This window comes from Oerskovia sp. Root918 (assembly GCF_001428945.1).
Classification (GTDB): Bacteria; Actinomycetota; Actinomycetes; order Actinomycetales; family Cellulomonadaceae; genus Oerskovia; species Oerskovia enterophila.
Window position 1 is genome coordinate 308,686 of sequence record NZ_LMJG01000001.1, and the last position, 15,277, is coordinate 323,962.

The 15,277-nt window shown below is 74.0% G+C and carries 15 protein-coding genes and 1 riboswitch; of the genes, 3 read left to right on the top strand and 12 right to left on the bottom strand.

The features are described from left to right. Positions 1–33: 33 nt before the first annotated feature. The 4 genes from aztD to ASE27_RS01355 all read right to left on the bottom strand — a co-directional run bounded on the left by aztD (position 34) and on the right by ASE27_RS01355 (position 3,707). A complete protein-coding gene (gene aztD / locus ASE27_RS01340; protein ID WP_056644966.1) occupies positions 34–1,305 on the bottom strand; it encodes a zinc metallochaperone AztD in 1,272 nt (423 codons plus the stop codon). 172 nt (positions 1,306–1,477) lie between these two features. After that, positions 1,478–2,212: an ABC transporter permease gene (locus ASE27_RS01345; RefSeq protein WP_157257334.1), complete on the bottom strand. Its 735-nt coding sequence runs from the start codon at positions 2,210–2,212 to the stop codon at positions 1,478–1,480. Then, complete coding sequence (locus ASE27_RS01350) at positions 2,209–2,997, bottom strand: ABC transporter permease (protein ID WP_200955869.1); 789 nt, start codon at positions 2,995–2,997, stop codon at positions 2,209–2,211. The genes ASE27_RS01345 and ASE27_RS01350 overlap by 4 nt, the downstream gene beginning before the upstream one ends. After that, entirely contained in the window at positions 2,994–3,707 is a 714-nt protein-coding gene (locus tag ASE27_RS01355; RefSeq protein WP_056644971.1) for an ABC transporter ATP-binding protein, read from the bottom strand. Before ASE27_RS01355 ends, ASE27_RS01350 begins: the two co-directional genes overlap by 4 nt. Positions 3,708–3,854: 147 nt before the next feature. Between ASE27_RS01355 and ASE27_RS01360 the strand changes: the two genes are divergently transcribed. Together ASE27_RS01360 and ASE27_RS01365 are read left to right on the top strand one after the other, a co-directional pair. Beyond that, on the top strand, positions 3,855–4,742 hold the full coding sequence (locus ASE27_RS01360; protein WP_056644974.1) for a sensor histidine kinase: 888 nt from the start codon (positions 3,855–3,857) through the stop codon (positions 4,740–4,742). Continuing rightward, positions 4,739–5,434: a response regulator transcription factor gene (locus ASE27_RS01365; RefSeq protein ID WP_056644977.1), complete on the top strand. Its 696-nt coding sequence runs from the start codon at positions 4,739–4,741 to the stop codon at positions 5,432–5,434. The genes ASE27_RS01360 and ASE27_RS01365 overlap by 4 nt, the downstream gene beginning before the upstream one ends. Before the next feature lie 21 nt (positions 5,435–5,455). Here ASE27_RS01365 and ASE27_RS01370 read toward each other — a convergent pair whose 3' ends face one another. The 6 genes from ASE27_RS01370 to ASE27_RS01395 all read right to left on the bottom strand — a co-directional run bounded on the left by ASE27_RS01370 (position 5,456) and on the right by ASE27_RS01395 (position 12,215). Beyond that, entirely contained in the window at positions 5,456–6,787 is a 1,332-nt protein-coding gene (locus ASE27_RS01370) for a glycosyltransferase 87 family protein (protein ID WP_082608379.1), read from the bottom strand. 166 nt (positions 6,788–6,953) lie between these two features. After that, positions 6,954–8,144 carry an acetyl-CoA C-acyltransferase gene (locus ASE27_RS01375; RefSeq protein ID WP_056644981.1) on the bottom strand — a complete coding sequence of 397 codons (1,191 nt, stop codon included), beginning with the start codon at positions 8,142–8,144 and terminating at the stop codon, positions 6,954–6,956. A gap of 166 nt (positions 8,145–8,310) precedes the next feature. After that, positions 8,311–9,555 carry an acyl-CoA dehydrogenase family protein gene (locus tag ASE27_RS01380; RefSeq protein ID WP_056644984.1) on the bottom strand — a complete coding sequence of 415 codons (1,245 nt, stop codon included), beginning with the start codon at positions 9,553–9,555 and terminating at the stop codon, positions 8,311–8,313. Between the two features lie 132 nt (positions 9,556–9,687). After that, positions 9,688–10,113, bottom strand: coding sequence for a VOC family protein (locus ASE27_RS01385; protein WP_056644987.1), 426 nt, complete (start codon positions 10,111–10,113; stop codon positions 9,688–9,690). A 117-nt stretch (positions 10,114–10,230) separates the two neighbouring features. Beyond that, positions 10,231–10,950, bottom strand: coding sequence for a nicotinamide riboside transporter PnuC (gene pnuC, locus ASE27_RS01390; RefSeq protein WP_056644990.1), 720 nt, complete (start codon positions 10,948–10,950; stop codon positions 10,231–10,233). 173 nt (positions 10,951–11,123) lie between these two features. Further along, a riboswitch (FMN riboswitch) is annotated at positions 11,124–11,249 on the bottom strand. A gap of 117 nt (positions 11,250–11,366) precedes the next feature. Further along, positions 11,367–12,215: a TetR/AcrR family transcriptional regulator gene (locus ASE27_RS01395; RefSeq protein ID WP_056644992.1), complete on the bottom strand. Its 849-nt coding sequence runs from the start codon at positions 12,213–12,215 to the stop codon at positions 11,367–11,369. A gap of 227 nt (positions 12,216–12,442) precedes the next feature. Here ASE27_RS01395 and ASE27_RS01400 point away from each other — a divergent pair, with 227 nt between their 5' ends. After that, positions 12,443–13,039 (top strand): hypothetical protein, encoded by a 597-nt coding sequence (locus ASE27_RS01400; protein WP_056644994.1) that lies wholly within the window; start codon positions 12,443–12,445, stop codon positions 13,037–13,039. 163 nt (positions 13,040–13,202) lie between these two features. Here ASE27_RS01400 and ASE27_RS01405 read toward each other — a convergent pair whose 3' ends face one another. Continuing rightward, on the bottom strand, positions 13,203–13,850 hold the full coding sequence (locus ASE27_RS01405) for a DUF1684 domain-containing protein (protein ID WP_056644996.1): 648 nt from the start codon (positions 13,848–13,850) through the stop codon (positions 13,203–13,205). Between the two features lie 199 nt (positions 13,851–14,049). Next, positions 14,050–15,249, bottom strand: coding sequence for a class I SAM-dependent methyltransferase (locus tag ASE27_RS01410; protein WP_082608512.1), 1,200 nt, complete (start codon positions 15,247–15,249; stop codon positions 14,050–14,052). Positions 15,250–15,277 lie beyond the last annotated feature (28 nt).

Here is a 15,277-nt window from a genome sequence, read left to right on the forward strand (position 1 = left end):
CGCCCGGGGCGCGTGGCGCCGTCGGGCAGGCGATCACCCGGGGAGTCCCGAGACCCCCGTCAGCTCGTTGGGGACCACGTCGAGCGTGGTGCTCGCGTAGACCTTGCCCGACTCGACGTCGACCGCGTGCACGGCCTTCGTGGCGGGGTCCGTCACGTAGGCCGTGTGGTCGAGCACGAACAGCGTGGGGCGCGGGGCCTGCCAGTCGTCGGGCTCGGTCCACGCGTCGATCACCGCGATGGTGCTGGTGACCGCCCCCGAGGCGGGGTCGATGACGCGCAGTGCGCCGTCGGTCCCCAGGACGAGCGCCTCGCCGTGCGGGCCGCGGCCGAGCGAGCGGAACGTGTAGCTCGCGCCCGTGTCGACCAGGGTGATCTGCCGGCTCACGGTGTCGACGAGCGAGACACGGGTGGGGCGCTCGAGCTCGGCGTCCGGGTCGGACTTGTAGTCGCCCAGGACCACGGGCGACTCGTCCGAGCCGGCCTGGTTGCCGATCCGGCCGTAGGCGTCGGGCGACGCGATCTTGGTCAGCTCGCCGCCCGCGTAGACGACCACGCCGTCCTCGCAGCCCACGACCACGGCCTCGTCGGCCGCGACGGCCTCGCCGTGCACGCCCGGGCAGGCGTCGGTGCGCGCGACCTCGTGGCGACCGCTGTCGAGGACCGCGACGCTCGACCGCGAGTCCTCGGTGCCGTCGGTGACGAGCAGGTCGCCGCTCTCGAGCTCGACCGCGACGCCGTGGTGCGGGGACGGGGTCGTGTACGTCGTGGTCTGGGGGTCGCCGTCCGCGAGGTCGTGCGGGTCGAACGACTCGACGAGGCCCGAGCCGTCGTTGAACAGGACCGTGCGGCCCGCGTGGCGGACCACGTGGCCGGGGTGGTTCGCGGCGAACTCGGTCGTCGTGAAGGCCGGCTCGGACGTGTAGAAGTGCGAGTGGTTGCCGTGCGGCTCGCCCCACGTGCCGAGGTCGAGGACCCGGAACGCGTCACCCGCGGAGACGATCACGTGGCGCTCGTCCCCTGCGGGGTTGATGCGCGTGAAGCCGTCGACCGGGAGGTCGGCGACCTGCTCGAGGCTCGTGCCGTCGAGGACGACGATCCCGCCGTCGTAGGTCAGGGCGATGCGCGGGGTGTCGGTCGCGGCCTCGGTGCCGTGGCCGCCCTCCTCGTGCTCGTCGTGGTCGTGTGCGGACGCGTCGGACGTCGCGGCGGGGGAGGCCTCGCCCGTGGCGCAGCCGGCGAGCACGGCGGCGGGCAGGGCGAGGGCGATCCCCAGGGCGAGGTGGCGGTGTCTGGTGCTGGTCATGGCGTCACGGGACCCCGGCGGGTCCCACCGTCCTTCCGGTAGGTGTGGGCTGCGGCGCAGGGAGCGCGCCGAACTCGCACACCGTAGCAGAGAATGAGAACCGCTCTCATTATCAACTAGAGTGGGTGCTGCCGGGGTGCGCTGGGGCCCGACCACCCGCGCCTCGACCTCGTCATGCGTCCCGCGTGAGGAACCGCCACGAACCCAGGACGCCGACGACCGCCACCCAGGCGAGCGCGACGAGCGTCGCCGTCGGCCCGTCGAGCGTGCTCGGGCCTGCGTCGTACCAGGCCGACGCGGCGCGGTCCGGCAACCAGCGCGCGTGCTCGGTCGCGCCCGCGAGCAGCGGGGACACGACGAGCACCAGTGCGAGGACGCCGACGAGCGCGGGCACGAGGTGACGCACGACCAGCGCCACGGCGTGCGAGAACACCCCGATGACGACCAGGAACGCCGCGGCCCCCAGGAGCGGGCCCGCTCCCGCGTCGCCCGTCGCGGCGGGTGCGTCGAGGAGGTGCTGCGTGACCGCGGACGCGGCCAGGCAGGCGCCGAGCACCGAGACCGCGGTGAGCCCGACGGCGCAGATCGCCGCGACGCTCTTGCCCGCGACGAGGAGCCCGCGCCGCGGGACCGCGGTCAGGGTCGTGGCGACCTGGCGACCGGCGTGCTCCTGGGAGACCGGCAGCACGCCGACGAGCACGAGGCCTGCCACGACGAAGGGCACCGTGCGGAGCGTGGAATCGAGGGCGGTGACGGGCAGGCCCTGGTCGGCGGCCGCACCCGCCTGCGCGGCGGCGATCAGAGCTCCGACCACGGTGGTCCCGACGACCGCGAGGACCGGGCCGGGCAGCGTGCGGAGCTTGTCGAGCTCCGCGGCGACCACGGACGCCAACCCCCCGGCGCTCACGCGTCCCGCCGTGAGAACACGGTGCCCGCGACCGCGAGGAGCGCCAGGGCCCACGCGGCCATCACGAGCGCACCGGGACCGGGCGACAGGCCGCCCGCGACGGTGTCGACGTCCCCGAAGAGCCTGCGGCCGGCCATGTCGGGGAGCCAGTGAGCGAGCGGCGTGAGCATCGTGAGCAGGAGCGACACCGACACCAACGAGCTGTTGACCACGAGCACCAGGAGAGGGACGACCCCGCTGCGCGTGAAGACCGTGACCGCCAGGGCCAGGAGCGCCGTGAGGGTCCAGTAGAGGGCCGCGCCGAGGCAGCGCCGGACGGCCTCGTCGAGCGGGACGGTCGCGGTCGCGGCGTCGGCGATGATCACCTCGGCGAGTGCGACGCTCGCCGGGACCGCCACGACCGCCGTGGCGATCACGAGCAGGACGACCGCGGTCACCTTCGCGACGAGGACGCTCGCGCGCCGCGGGACGGCCACGAGCGTCGTACCGATCTGCCGACCGCCTCCGGCGTCCGGGCTGTTCGCGGTGTACTCGCTGCTCACCGCGATCACGCCGATCACGACCGCGCCCACGGTCCCGATCGGCATCGCGGCGAACGCCGTGTCGAACGCGGAGCCGTAGCCCGTGTCCTCGGGACGTCCGGCGACGAGCGCGTCGCGGACGCCGACCGCGTTGAGCAGGGTCAGCGCGGCCGTCCCGAGGACGGCGACCGCAGCCCCGGTCCACACCCCGGGCAGCGCCAGCATCTTCTGCAGCTCGGCGACGAACACGTTCCACCCCCTCACCGGACCGTCCCCTGTCCGTCGCTCGTGAGCGCGAAGAAGGCGTCCTCGAGCGTGTCGTAGCGGTGGGTCACGTCGGCGAGCGTCCCGTCCGCGACGACCCGACCGCCCGAGATGACCACGAGGTCGTCGGCGATGTCGGCCACCTCGCCCATGAAGTGGCTCGACAGCAGGACCGTGCCGCCGTGGTCAGCGTGCGCACGGAGCAGGCCACGGATCCACCGGATGCCCTCCGGGTCGAGACCGTTGACGGGCTCGTCGAGGACGAGCGCCTCGGGTTCGCCCAGGAGTGCGCACGCGAGCCCCAGGCGCTGTCCCATGCCGAGGGAGTAGCGCCCCACCCGTGTCCGGGCGGAGGCCGTGAGCCCGACCTGCTCGAGCACCTGGTCGACGCGCCTCTGCGAGATCCCGTTGCTGCGCGCGACCCAGGAGAGGTGGTTGCGGGCCGTGCGGGAGCGGTGCGCTCCGGAGCCGTCGAGCATCGAGCCGAGGGTGCGCAGCGGGTCGCGCAGCGACCTGTACGGCTGCCCCCCGACGAGGGCACGACCCTCGTCGGCCCGGTCCAGGCCGAGGAGGATGCGCAGGGTCGACGACTTGCCGGCTCCGTTGGGCCCGAGGAAGGCGGTCACGCGGCCCGGCCGGGCCTCGAAGGCGACGCGGTCGAGGACGGTGCGGGGACCGTGGCGTTTGACGAGGTGCTCGATCTTCAACATGCCCACAGTCCAGCCGCCAGGAGCGCGCAGGGCATCGGACCGGAGGCCGGACCTGGGGTCCGGGCCTCGGCCCGCGGTCTCTCGGACCGCGGTCTCTCGGACCGTGGGCCGATGTGCGTCCGGCGGCGCGTCCCTAGACTCCGGTGGATGGAGACGACCGCCCGACCCGTGCTGCGATCCCGCGTCTGGCCGATCGCGGGCGGTCTCGTCGCGGCCCTCGTGCTCGCCCTGGCGACCCTCGGCGTCGGTCGCCCCGTCGAGGCCCTCGCCGTCCTGCTGGGTGCGACCGCGGTCGCGGCGGGCGTGCTGGCCTGGGCCCTCGTCCGCTCCCGGCGCGAGCGACGTGCCTTCGAGGACGACCTGACGGGCTGGGCGGCGGAACGGGCCGCTCAGGCCGAGAGGCTGCGCATCGCACGAGACCTGCACGACCTCGCCTCGCACGGGCTGGGGCTCATCACGGTGCGTGCGGCGTCGGCGCGCACGGTGCCAGGGCCGGGCGGCGATGCCGAGCGGGCCCGCGCCCTGGCCGACATCGAGCGCGCGGGCCGGGACGCGACCACCGAGCTGCGCAGGATGCTCACGGTCCTGCGCGGACCGGGCGACGAGGCTCCGCTGCGTCCGGCGGAGACGCTCGCCGACCTCCCGCGTGTCGTCACCACTGCGCGGGGCGCGGGCCTCGACGTCGCGCTCGACGCCGAGGAGGTCGTGGCCTCGGCAGGGGTGGGCCTCTGCGTGTGCACGGTGGTCCGTGAGGCCCTCGCCAACGTCCTGCGACACGCGGGGCAGACGCGTGCCTCGGTCGTCCTCGGCCGCGACGCCGAGGGCCTGCGGCTGGTCGTCGAGGACGACGGGCCCGTCGTCGGGTGGGAGCCTCACCCGGGGGCGGGGATGGGGCTCGCAGGCCTGCGCGAGCGGGTCGAGTCGCTCGGCGGCTCTCTCGTCGCGGGGCCCTCCTCCCGAGGTTTCCGCGTGACGGTCGTGCTGCCGGACCCGGCCCCGCCGGCCGCCGGCCTGCTGGGACGAGCGCAGTCGTGACGGTGCCGGTACGGGTGCTCGTCGTGGACGACCAGCCCCTGATACGTCACAGCCTGCGGCTCGTGCTCGACGGTGCCGACGGGCTCACGGTCGTGGGCGAGGCGGGCTCGGGCGAGGCCGCGGTGGAGGTCGCGCGCCGGACCCGCCCCGACGTCGTCCTCATGGACGTCCGCATGCCCGGCGGTGACGGGATCGATGCGACGCGCCGGATCGCGGCCGACCCCGACCTCACGTCGACCCGCGTCCTCGTGCTCAGCATGTTCGAGCTCGACGAGTACGTCCACGGGGCCCTGCGCGCAGGCGCGAGCGGGTTCCTGCTCAAGGACGCCGAGCCCACGAGCCTCGTCGACGCCGTCCGGCGTACGCATGCCGGCGAGTCCCTGTTCGCCCCGGCCGTCCTGGCGCGGATCGTCGGGCACTACCTCGACGGTGGGCCGCAGCGCGGGGCCGTGGCGCCGCCGCTCCTCACCAGCCGGGAGGTCGAGGTGCTCGCGCTCGTGGGCCGTGGGCTGTCCAACCAGGAGATCGGGCGGAGGCTGACGATCTCCATGGGCACCGTCAAGACGCACATCGGCAACCTGCTCGCCAAGCTCGTCGCCCGCGACCGTGCCCAGCTCGTCATCGCGGCGTTCGACCACGGCCTCGTGACCGCCGAGCGCCCTGCGCCCGGGATGCGCCCCGGTCCCGCGTGAGAGGCAGCCGGGCATCAGTGGTCAGGCGTTCGCCACGGGCCCGGGGTCTGGCCGTGACGCGTGCGGCTCGGCCACGACGGTCGACGCGACGGTTCCCGCCGCCCCTCGCCCCAGCCGCACGAGCTGGACCACGGCCCCGACGAGCAGGACCACGAGCGCGAGGTTGCGCACGGCCGCGACCAGGACGATCCAGGGCTCCCCGACCATGAACTCGTCGTACGCGACCGGGTAGAGGAGCTGCGTCAGACCAGCGGTGCCCAGGACTGCCAGCGCGGGCGCCGACCAGACGGAGCGGGCGCCAGGTCCGGCGAGCGCGATCGCGACGGCCACGGGAGGCCCGATCCACGCGACGAACTGCGGCGATCCGACCTTGTTGAAGACGATGAGGCTCAGCAGCAGGGCCGTCACGGACAGGAGGAACACGTCGGTGCGGACCTCGGGGCGCCGCCGCACGGCCCACCAGGACAGGGCCGCGATCGCGAGCACCGCGACGGGCAGCAGCACGTCGAGCAGCCGTCCCGTCACCGCGGTGCCGGGGCCGTAGATCTCGAGCGTGCGGATGTCCTGGTTCATCCAGACCCGGAACCGGGGGTCGAACAGCCGCAGCACGCTGAACGGGGTCGCGAACACCGACTCCGACTGGAGGCCCCGCGCGTCCTGGGTCCCGAACACCCCGAGCACCCGCTTGCCCGCTCCGCCCGCGAGGGCGAGCGCGACGACGACCGCGCTGACCGCAGCGCCCGGGAGCACGACCGTGCGCAACGGGCGCTTCGCGGTCGTCAGGAGCGCCACGACCACGGCCCCGGGGGCGATCTTGACCCAGGCACCGAACGTCGCGATCGCGGTCGCCACGGCCGGGCGGCGTACCGCGAGCGCGAGCGTGATCACGAGGAGGGCAGCGGCGACGCCGTCGAGCCTGCCCAGGAAGATGGGGCCGAGCGCGACGAGGAACGCGAGCCACCACCAGGCCGCGACACGGCCGCGCCCCGGCAGCCGCGCGAGGAACCACAGCGCGAGCGCGTTCAGCGCGACGATCAGCACGAGGAACTGCGCGTAGTACGCCTCGAACGACGTCCCCAGGAGCGCGGGGGCCGAGACCGGCACGAGCGCCCCGACCGGGTAGACCCAGTCGTAGTCCAGCACGGGCCAGATCCCGCGGTCCCAGCCTGCGCGCGCCCAGACCCGGTAGAGCTGCACGTCGCCCGAGATCCGGTACCCCCAGGTCAGGGCATCGACGACGAGCCAGGCGTGCACGAGCACGAAGCCCGCGACCAGTGCCCACGGCGAACGCAGGGCCCAGGCGAGGAACCGGCGTCCGGTCGAGGCGGGCCGGGCGGCGGAGGTCTCGGGCACGGGCTCATCGTCGCACGACGGCGCCGCTCGCCCGGGGAGCGCGACACGCCCTGGACGCCGCACGCCGTCGGGCACGAAGAAGCGGCCCGGCCGGAGGCGAAGGGGACCTCCGGGCGGGCCGCCGGTCGCGCGGTGAGGCAGCACCGCGCGACGCGAGGGGAAGGACTCAGGCGCGCAGGATCAGCGCGTCCCCCTGGCCGCCGCCGCCGCACAGCGCGGCAGCGCCCACGCCACCCCCGCGGCGCTGGAGGGCGAGGGCCAGGTGCAGGGCCAGGCGCGCGCCCGACGCGCCGACCGGGTGACCCAGGGCGATCGCGCCGCCGTCGGCGTTGACGACCGCGTGATCGATCCCGAGGTCCTCGACCGACTGGAGCGCGACGGCCGCGAAGGCCTCGTTGATCTCGACCAGGTCGAGCTCGTCGGCCTTCATGCCCTCGCGCTCGAGCGCACGCTCGATCGCGCGGGCGGGCTGGGAGTGCAGCGAGTTGTCGGGGCCGGCGACCTGGCCGGCCGACCGGATCTCGGCCAGCCACGTGAGGCCGCGGGAGACCGCGAAGGCCTTGCTGACGACCACGACCGCCGCGGCGCCGTCGGACAGCGGGGACGACGAGCCGGCGGTGATGGTGCCGTCCGCGACGAACGCGGGACGCAGGCGGGCGAGCGCCTCGACCGTGGTGCCGGGACGGATGCCCTCGTCGTCGGCGATGACCACGGGCTCGCCCTTGCGCTGCGGGACCGTGACCGGGGCGATCTCCTCGGCCAGGCGCCCTTCCGCGCGGGCCGCGGCCGCGAGGGCGTGCGAGCGGGCAGCGTACTCGTCCTGCTCGGCGCGGCCGATGCCGCGCGTGGTGCAGCCGCGGTCGGTGGCCTCGCCCATGATCTGACCGTCGAACGGGTCGCGCAGACCGTCGTGGGTGAGCGAGTCCGCCATTGTCACGTCTCCGAACGCGAAGCCCTTGCGCGAGCCGAGCACGAGGTGCGGCGCGTTCGTCATGGACTCCTGGCCGCCCGCGACGACGACCGACGCCTCGCCCGTGCGGACCAGGCGCGCCGCGTCGATGATCGCGGTCAGGCCCGACAGGCACAGCTTGTTGATGGTGACCGTGGGGACGTCCCAGCCGATGCCGGCCGCGATCGCGGCCTGACGGGCCGGACCCTGGCCGCCGCCCGCCTGGATGACCTGGCCCATGATCACGGCGTCGACGTCGGAGGCCGCGACGCCCGCGGCCTCGAGCGCGCCGCGGATCGCGTGCGCGCCCAGCTCGTTCGCCGACAGGGACGCGAGCGCGCCCTGGAAGCGCGTGAACGGCGTGCGTGCACCGTGCAGGAGGACGGGGACGTGGGCGTCGTTGCTCATGAGGTGCTCCGTGGGGGAAGGGGACCCGGCGCCGTGCGTGTCAGGTGAACGAGGAGGTCCGGTACGGCGCCGGGTGGTCTTGTGGTGTCGACGGGTGGCCGCTGCGGGCCAGGTGTGGCAGGAGAGGGTGCGGCGCTCCCGGTACGGGGAGCGCCGCCGCAGGGGGCTACACGAACGCCGAGACGCCCGTGATGTCGCGACCCACGATGAGGGCCTGGACGCTCTCGGTGCCCTCGTAGGTGTGCAGGGCCTCGATGTCCGCGAAGTGCCGCGCGACGCGGTTCGCGAGGAGGATGCCGTTGCCGCCCAGCATGTCGCGCGCGCTCGCCGCGATCTCGCGTGCGCCGCGCGTGCTCGTGTACTTGGCGATCGACGCCTGCGGGCCGGAGAGCTGCCCGGCCTCGTCGAGGCGGGTCATCTGCGCGACCAGGAGCTGCATCTGGGTGAGGGTCGAGAGCATGCGGGTCAGCCGCTCCTGGACCATCTGGTTGGCCGCGAGCGGGCGGCCGAACTGGACGCGCTGCGTGGCGTAGGCGACGGCCGTCTCGTAGCAGGCGGTCGCGTGCCCGACGGCGGACCATGCCACCCCGAGGCGCGTCGCCTGGAGCACGCGGCCGGTGTCCTTGAACGACCGTCCGCCCGGGAGCATGGCCGAGGCCGGGACGAACACGTCGGTCAGGACGATGTGGGCCTGCCAGATCGCGCGGAGCGAGACCTTGCCCTCGATGGTCGTGGCCGCGTAGCCCGGGGTGTCCTGGGGCACGAGGAACCCGTGCACCTGGTTGTCGCCCTCGTCGCCGACCAGTCGCGCCCACAGCACCGTGATGTCGCCGCACGACCCGAAGCCGATCCACTTCTTCTCGCCGTCGATCACGAAGCCCTCGACGCCGTCGCGGGTCTCGCGGCGGGCCGTGGTCTCGAGCGAGACCGAGTCCGAGCCGTGCGTGGGCTCGGTCAGGGCGAACGCGCCGAGCTTCTCGCCGCGAGCGAGCGGGCCGAGCCACTCGGCCTTCTGCTCGTCCGAGCCGAGGAGCTGGATCGAGCGCAGCGCGAGGCCGCCCTGGACACCGCAGATGGTCGCGACCGAGCCGTCGCCGCGCGACATCTCCATCTCGGCGAGACCGGCGCCCATGAGGCTGATCCGTGGCGCACCGGGGACGTCGACGCCGTCGCGCAGGAAGTCGAGCTCGCCCATGCGCTTGGCCAGACCGAACGGCACCTCGGCGCGCTCCCAGTACCCGTCGATCACGGGCAGGACCTCGTCCTGGACGAACGTGCGGACCCGCTGCTGCAGGTCGCGGTCGGCGTCGGTCGCGTCCGAGAACGCGCCGGCGTAGTCGATGCCGAGCGGCTGCGAGAGGTCGTAGTCCGGCTCGGTCACGTTCTGGCGGACAGGGTTCTCGATCGTCATGGGGGATGCTCCCGGGGTCGGGCCGGACGTCGGTGTCGGGCGATACCCCCCATGGTGCGTGATATCCCGTCTCAGGTCAAGAGACGGGGTATCACGGGCGGGCCCGGTGCCCGGCCTGACCAGGGGGAGCGCTCAGGCCCGCGCAGCCCCGGCGATGTTCACGAGCCAGCTCACGCCGAACCCGTCGACGCACATGCCGAACGCGTCTCCCCACGGCGCGACCTCGAGCGGCACGGTCACGCTCCCGCTCGACGAGAGCTTGTCCCAGTAGCCGCGCAGCTCGGCGTCGTCGGGCTGCTCGCCGCTCAGCGAGATCGAGAAGCCGGCGCCGGTCGGGACCTCCATCGAGCTCGGGGTGTCCGCGGCCATGAGGACCAGGCCGGTGGGGGACTCGAGCTGGGAGTGCATGACCTTGTCGGCGTCGGCAGGGTCCTCGGAGGCCTGGAAGTCGGCGAACGTGCTGATCGTCACCTCGCCGCCGAACACGTCGCGGTAGAACTCGATCGCCTGCCGTGCCTCGTCGCGGAAGTTCAGGTAGGGGTTGAGTCGCGTGACCATGATGGTGCCGCCTTTCCCGTCGCGTCCTCGCGTCATCGGGCCGGAAGTGGTGCGCCCGGCGCGAGCAGGGCGCACCTTCGAGTATCCGCCCGGCCCACCCGGACGCAAGGGGTGGCTTCAGGGGGTGGTGGCGGGGGCGCTCGCCGCGACCTCCAGTGCCTTGGAGCGCCGGTCGATGCGCCACCACACGAAGAACCCGACGAGCGTGAACGCCCCGTAGAACACGTACATGAACGCGGACGCGTAGAAGCCGGCGTCGACCAGCAGGGGCACGCCCACCACGTCGACGGCCACCCAGATCAGCCAGAACTCGACCCATCCCTTGGCCATGCCGTACGTCGCGAGCAGCGAACCCATGAAGATCCATGCGTCGGCCCACACGGGCTCGTAGGACTCGAGCATCCGGAAGATCGGGGTCAGGACGAGCGTCCCGCCCACGAGCGCCACGACGAGGAACGTTCGTTGCCGCCACGTGGCCCATCGCGGTTCGACCGAGACGCCGTGGCTGTCCGCGTCGAGACCGGCCGCGTCCTGGTCGAGGCGCGCACGGGTGCGCCGCCACTGGACCCACCCGTACACCGACACGACGACGAACATGACCTGGCGCCCGGCCTGGCCGAGGAGGTTGACGGGGTTGGGCGTCGCGAACACCGCTCCGAGGAACACCGTGAGGAGCAGCAGGTTCCCGACGATCCCCACGGGCCATGCCCAGATCTTGCGCCGCATGCCGCCGAGCGCGGAGGCCAGGCCGAACCCGTTGCCCACGATCTCGCGCCACAGCAGGTGCTGGCCGCCGATCGTCAGCTGCGCGTCGAAGAGCGCGTGGAGCAGGTCCATCGATGTTCCCTCGTCCCGGGCACGTCGGCTCCGGGGTGAGGGCGGGCGCCGGGTCGGGGGAGCCCTGTCCGGGCTGCCCGACGGCGGCGCTCACCACGGCGAGACCGGTCCGGACGGTCGGGGGTGGACACGACGATCACGTCGTGCCCAGCCCGGCCGGGGACGGCCGCGCCGCACGTGCTTCCTCCCATCCGGACTTTCACCGTCGGTCCTGGAGTTCCACCAGGTCAACCGCGCGTGGGCGCGGGTCGCGGACTGTCACCGCCGGCTCGGAATTGCACCGACCCCGGAGCACGTTCGTGCGTACTGCTTGCTGTGTGCTGCAACCGCAGATGCTACCCGTGCATTCCCGGGCTCATCGGTGCTGAGCCGAGTGCGTGGTTCGGCTGCGACACGCCCGGCGAGTCGCAGCCGAATCACGCACCCAACGCGTCGCGCACGGCCCGGGCCACCACGTCGGGGTCGGCGTCGCCGTCGAGCACGGTCACCACGACGCGGCGGTTCGGTGCGGTGCCAGCAGCGGCGGCAGCCTGGTCGTCCGTGCTCTCCGTGCCTGCCGTGCCCACCCTGCCCTCGGCGCCTGCCGTGCCAGCCGTGCCCTGCGTGCGCGCCGGTGCGGGCGACGTGGACGCGGTGGTGGGCTCCGCCGTCGGGCCCGCGGGGTTGCGCGCCGCGCGCCGCAGGTCCGCGAACGCCTCCTCGAGCTCGGGGCGCAGGTCCTGGTCGGGGTCGCGCAGCCAGCGGCGCAGGATCGCGTTGTGCACCGCGACGACCGACGCCGCGAACGCGACCGACGCGGTCGAGTGCCGGGTGTCGGCGGGCAGGGTGTCGCGCAGGTAGGACGTGAACGCGCGCTCGTAGCGGTGCGTGGTCACGAGCTCCCGGTCGCGCAGCGCCGGCACGTCCTGCAGGAGGCGGTGCCGCGCGACCGACGTCTCGCGCTGGCCCACGTGGTGGTCGAACACGAGCCGGGCCGCCTTGCACACCTCGACGTACGGGTCGACGTTCTCGAGCTCCTCGGGGGTGACGCCGCGGGCGGCGGGCCGGGTCTCCCCGAGGAGGACCACCACGGCGTCCAGGAGCAGCTCGTGGTCCGCGAAGACCACGTCCTCCTTGGAGCGGAAACGGCGGAAGAACGTGGCCCGGCTGATCTGCGCGGCGTCGGCGATGTCCTCGACGGTCGTCTGCTCGTAGCCCTTCCGGGTGAACAGCTCGATCGCCGCGTCGACCGCCTGCGCGTGGGTGTTGCTTCGTGCGGCACTCATGAACGGGACGGTACACCGCGCGCAGCGGGCGGGGCATGCTGCGGCGAGGCCGTGGGAGAGCGCTGCTCGTCAGTCGGTCGGTGGGGCACGTCGCCCGAGGATCGGCGGGTCGGTCGCCGCGCGCGGTGCTGGCGGGTTGGCGGCTGTCGCCGCGCGCCGGGCCCGACGGCGTCGCTACAGTGACGAGAGAGGCGGCGACAGGCCGACGCGACCCGGAGGCGACGCGGATGACTGACGGTGACGAGACGCGGGCAGCCGGCTCCGACGACGGAGCCGAGGGCGGCGCGGGCGAGCAGGCCGCGCGTTCGTGGAAGAGCGTCGACCACCACGCCCAGCGCGACAACCTGGGCGACCGGTTCGCGCGGGGTGGCCCCGCCGACTTCCTGTACGGGGCCGTGGTCTCGGGGTTCATGCTCGCGGTCTCGAGCACGCACGACGCGTCGAGCGACTTCGTGATGCTCGCGGTGGCCGGCGTGCTCGTGGGGTACTGGGCAGCGCACGTGTACGTGTCGGCGATCGGCGGGCGGTTCCGCGACACCGACCACACCATCACCGAGCGCCTGAGGCTCGCGTCGTCGGACGAGGTGTGGGTGCTGATCGGCGGGGTGCCCGCGCTCGGGGTCTTCCTCGTGGGGAGGGTGTTCGGGCTGGACGTGGTGGACGCCGCGCTGATCGCGCTGTGGTTCACGGTGCTGATGCTCGCGGTCGTCGGCCACCTCGCGGCGCACCGGGCGGGCGTCCGGGGGTGGGCGCTGACGGTCGAGACCGTGGTCGCGGGGGCGTTCGGCCTGCTCATCATCGGGCTGAAGACGCTGCTGCACTGAGGTGCTGCCCGCGAACCCGGGGCGGCCTCGCCCGTCCGAGCGACGCCCGGGCCTCGGTGCTCCCGAGGTCGTCGTCTGCGCAGCCACCACAATTGTTGTGGCTGCGGAGAAAACACACTCCGGGGTAGCGCCAGGCGTGTCCGGCACACCTGCCCGGCGGACGCTACGCCGCGGCCCGCACCAGCTCTCCGCACGCCAGCTCGACCGCGAGCGTGTTCCCCGGTGGGGCGAGCGGGCACGCCCACGCAGGGTCGTAGGCGCACGACGGGTTGTACGCGAAGTTGAGGTCGACGACCAGGGGTGCGTCGCCGTCGGGCACGGGACGGGACGACGCGGAACCCAGGTCCGCGCCCTTGATCGTGTCCAGCAGGTACCGCCCGCCGCCGTACGTCGCAGGCGACCGGTCCTTGACCGGCACGAACAGCCCGCCGCCGTACGAGCGCAGCGCCCACACGTCGAGCGACCCCAGGCCGGGGAGGTCGAGGCGCCCGACACGCTCGAACGGCACCACGCCGTCGGTGCCCGTGGGGACGTCGAGCCGTGCGGCGTCCGGCGTGCCCCGCGCGGGGTCGGGCACGAGCGGCACCTCGAAGCGCATCGCGGCGTCGTACGGACCGACCGGGAGACCTGTGAAAGCCGCACGGTCCTCGGGCAGGAGCGGCGAGGCCGGGTGCTCGGCCAGGAGGTCGTCGCGCGACGCGACCCAGTACTCGTGCGCGGCCGCGGGGTCCTCGGCCGCCAGGTCGCGGACGCGCGCGTACAGGTGCTGGACGCGGCGGCGCCAGTCGACGACGTGCAGCTCGGTGATCATCTGGCCAGGGTGCCAGGCCGCGCAGGGACCGGCACGCCGTCGCCCCGGCCGCCCCGACCTAGAAGACCGGCAGGAGCCTCAGCCACCCGAACGTGAACCGGAACGGCGAGCTCACCCCGGCCCACAGCACTCCCCACGCCCCCGCACGGTGCCGGACGGCCTCGACGACGTCGAGCGGTTGCCACACCGGCAGGGGCGCTCAGTGGTGCAGCCGGTAGAACCGGAAGAAGCTGAACCCCTCGATCGGCAGGACCTCGACGCGCTCGAACCCGGCGTCGAGCGCGTACCGCTCGAGCGTCGCGGGCCGCATGACCGTGCCCGTGCCGACCGACGGCGACGACGACAGGCCGTCCGGCAGGCACACGAACTGGCTGAACCCGTACATGAGCCGCTCCACCTCGTCCCCCGGCGCAGTGAACTCCTGGGCGACGGCCTCGTCCATGACGACCACGGCGCCGTCGGGCAGGACGGCCCGACGGACCGCCGACAGGACCTCGACCGGGCGCGGCATGTCGTGCGTGCACTCGAACGCGAAGGCCGCGTCGAGCGGGGCGTCCGTGGGCAGGGCCGCGGCGTCGGCGGCGTGGAACGCCACGCGGTCCGCGACGCCCGCCGCCTCAGCGTTCGCGCGCGCCATCTCGACCGAGGGGCCGTCGATGTCGTACCCGTCGAACCGGGCCTGCGGGTAGGCGCGCGCGAGCGCGACCGTCGACCACCCGGCGCCGCAACCCACGTCCGCGACCCGCGCGGTGGGCCGCGACAGGATCGCGTGCAGGTCAGGGACCCGGCCGAGCGCGCCCGCGAGCTCGTGCTCGAACCACGGCCGGTTGAGGTCGGCCTGCGCCTCGCGCGCGTCCGGCCCGAGCCGCCCCCACGAGACCCCGCCGCCGTCGCGGTACGCGCCGAGCAGCTCGTCGAACGTGCGCCCCACGGCCGCGAACAGCCGGGGCAACGGCGCCAGGTACGCGAGGCTGTGCTCGTCCGTCAGCACCTCGGCCGGGCCGGGCGGCAGGGCGTAGCGGCGGGCCGCCGCCTCCGTGACGAGAGGGCCCGACGACGGAGGCTCACCCCGCGGGGAGCGGTCCGGCTGGGTCGTGGGCTCGGCCCAGGGCGCGTGCCCGGGAGCGACGGTGAGGACGCCCGCGACCGCCTGCCCCTCGAGCCACTCGCGCGCGTAACGCTCCTGCGTCCCCGTCCGGGTCGCGAGCTCGGCCGAGGTCGCGGGCCCGTCCGTCGCGAGGGACCGGTACCAACCCAGCCGGTCGCCGAGGTACACCGAGAAGACGTCGAGAGCGCCGAGCGCCGACGCGAACAGGCGCTCGGCGAACTCGTCGGCTCCCGGACCCTCGTCGGTCGGCCCACCGGAGGTGCCGAGCGGGACCTGGGGTGTCGTGGACATGAGTGCTCCGTCCGTCGAGGACACGGCG

Excerpts from the sequence above, each read along its gene's own strand:
- ASE27_RS01385 (WP_056644987.1), bottom strand. The coding sequence starts at position 10,113 with ATGGTCACGCGACTCAACCCCTACCTGAACTTCCGCGACGAGGCACGG.
- aztD (WP_056644966.1), bottom strand. The coding sequence starts at position 1,305 with ATGACCAGCACCAGACACCGCCACCTCGCCCTGGGGATCGCCCTCGCC.
- ASE27_RS01380 (WP_056644984.1), bottom strand. The coding sequence starts at position 9,555 with ATGACGATCGAGAACCCTGTCCGCCAGAACGTGACCGAGCCGGACTAC.
- ASE27_RS01400 (WP_056644994.1), top strand. The coding sequence starts at position 12,443 with ATGACTGACGGTGACGAGACGCGGGCAGCCGGCTCCGACGACGGAGCC.
- pnuC (WP_056644990.1), bottom strand. The coding sequence starts at position 10,950 with ATGGACCTGCTCCACGCGCTCTTCGACGCGCAGCTGACGATCGGCGGC.
- ASE27_RS01410 (WP_082608512.1), bottom strand. The coding sequence starts at position 15,249 with ATGTCCACGACACCCCAGGTCCCGCTCGGCACCTCCGGTGGGCCGACC.
- ASE27_RS01355 (WP_056644971.1), bottom strand. The coding sequence starts at position 3,707 with ATGTTGAAGATCGAGCACCTCGTCAAACGCCACGGTCCCCGCACCGTC.
- ASE27_RS01405 (WP_056644996.1), bottom strand. The coding sequence starts at position 13,850 with ATGATCACCGAGCTGCACGTCGTCGACTGGCGCCGCCGCGTCCAGCAC.
- ASE27_RS01375 (WP_056644981.1), bottom strand. The coding sequence starts at position 8,144 with ATGAGCAACGACGCCCACGTCCCCGTCCTCCTGCACGGTGCACGCACG.
- ASE27_RS01360 (WP_056644974.1), top strand. The coding sequence starts at position 3,855 with ATGGAGACGACCGCCCGACCCGTGCTGCGATCCCGCGTCTGGCCGATC.
- ASE27_RS01395 (WP_056644992.1), bottom strand. The coding sequence starts at position 12,215 with ATGAGTGCCGCACGAAGCAACACCCACGCGCAGGCGGTCGACGCGGCG.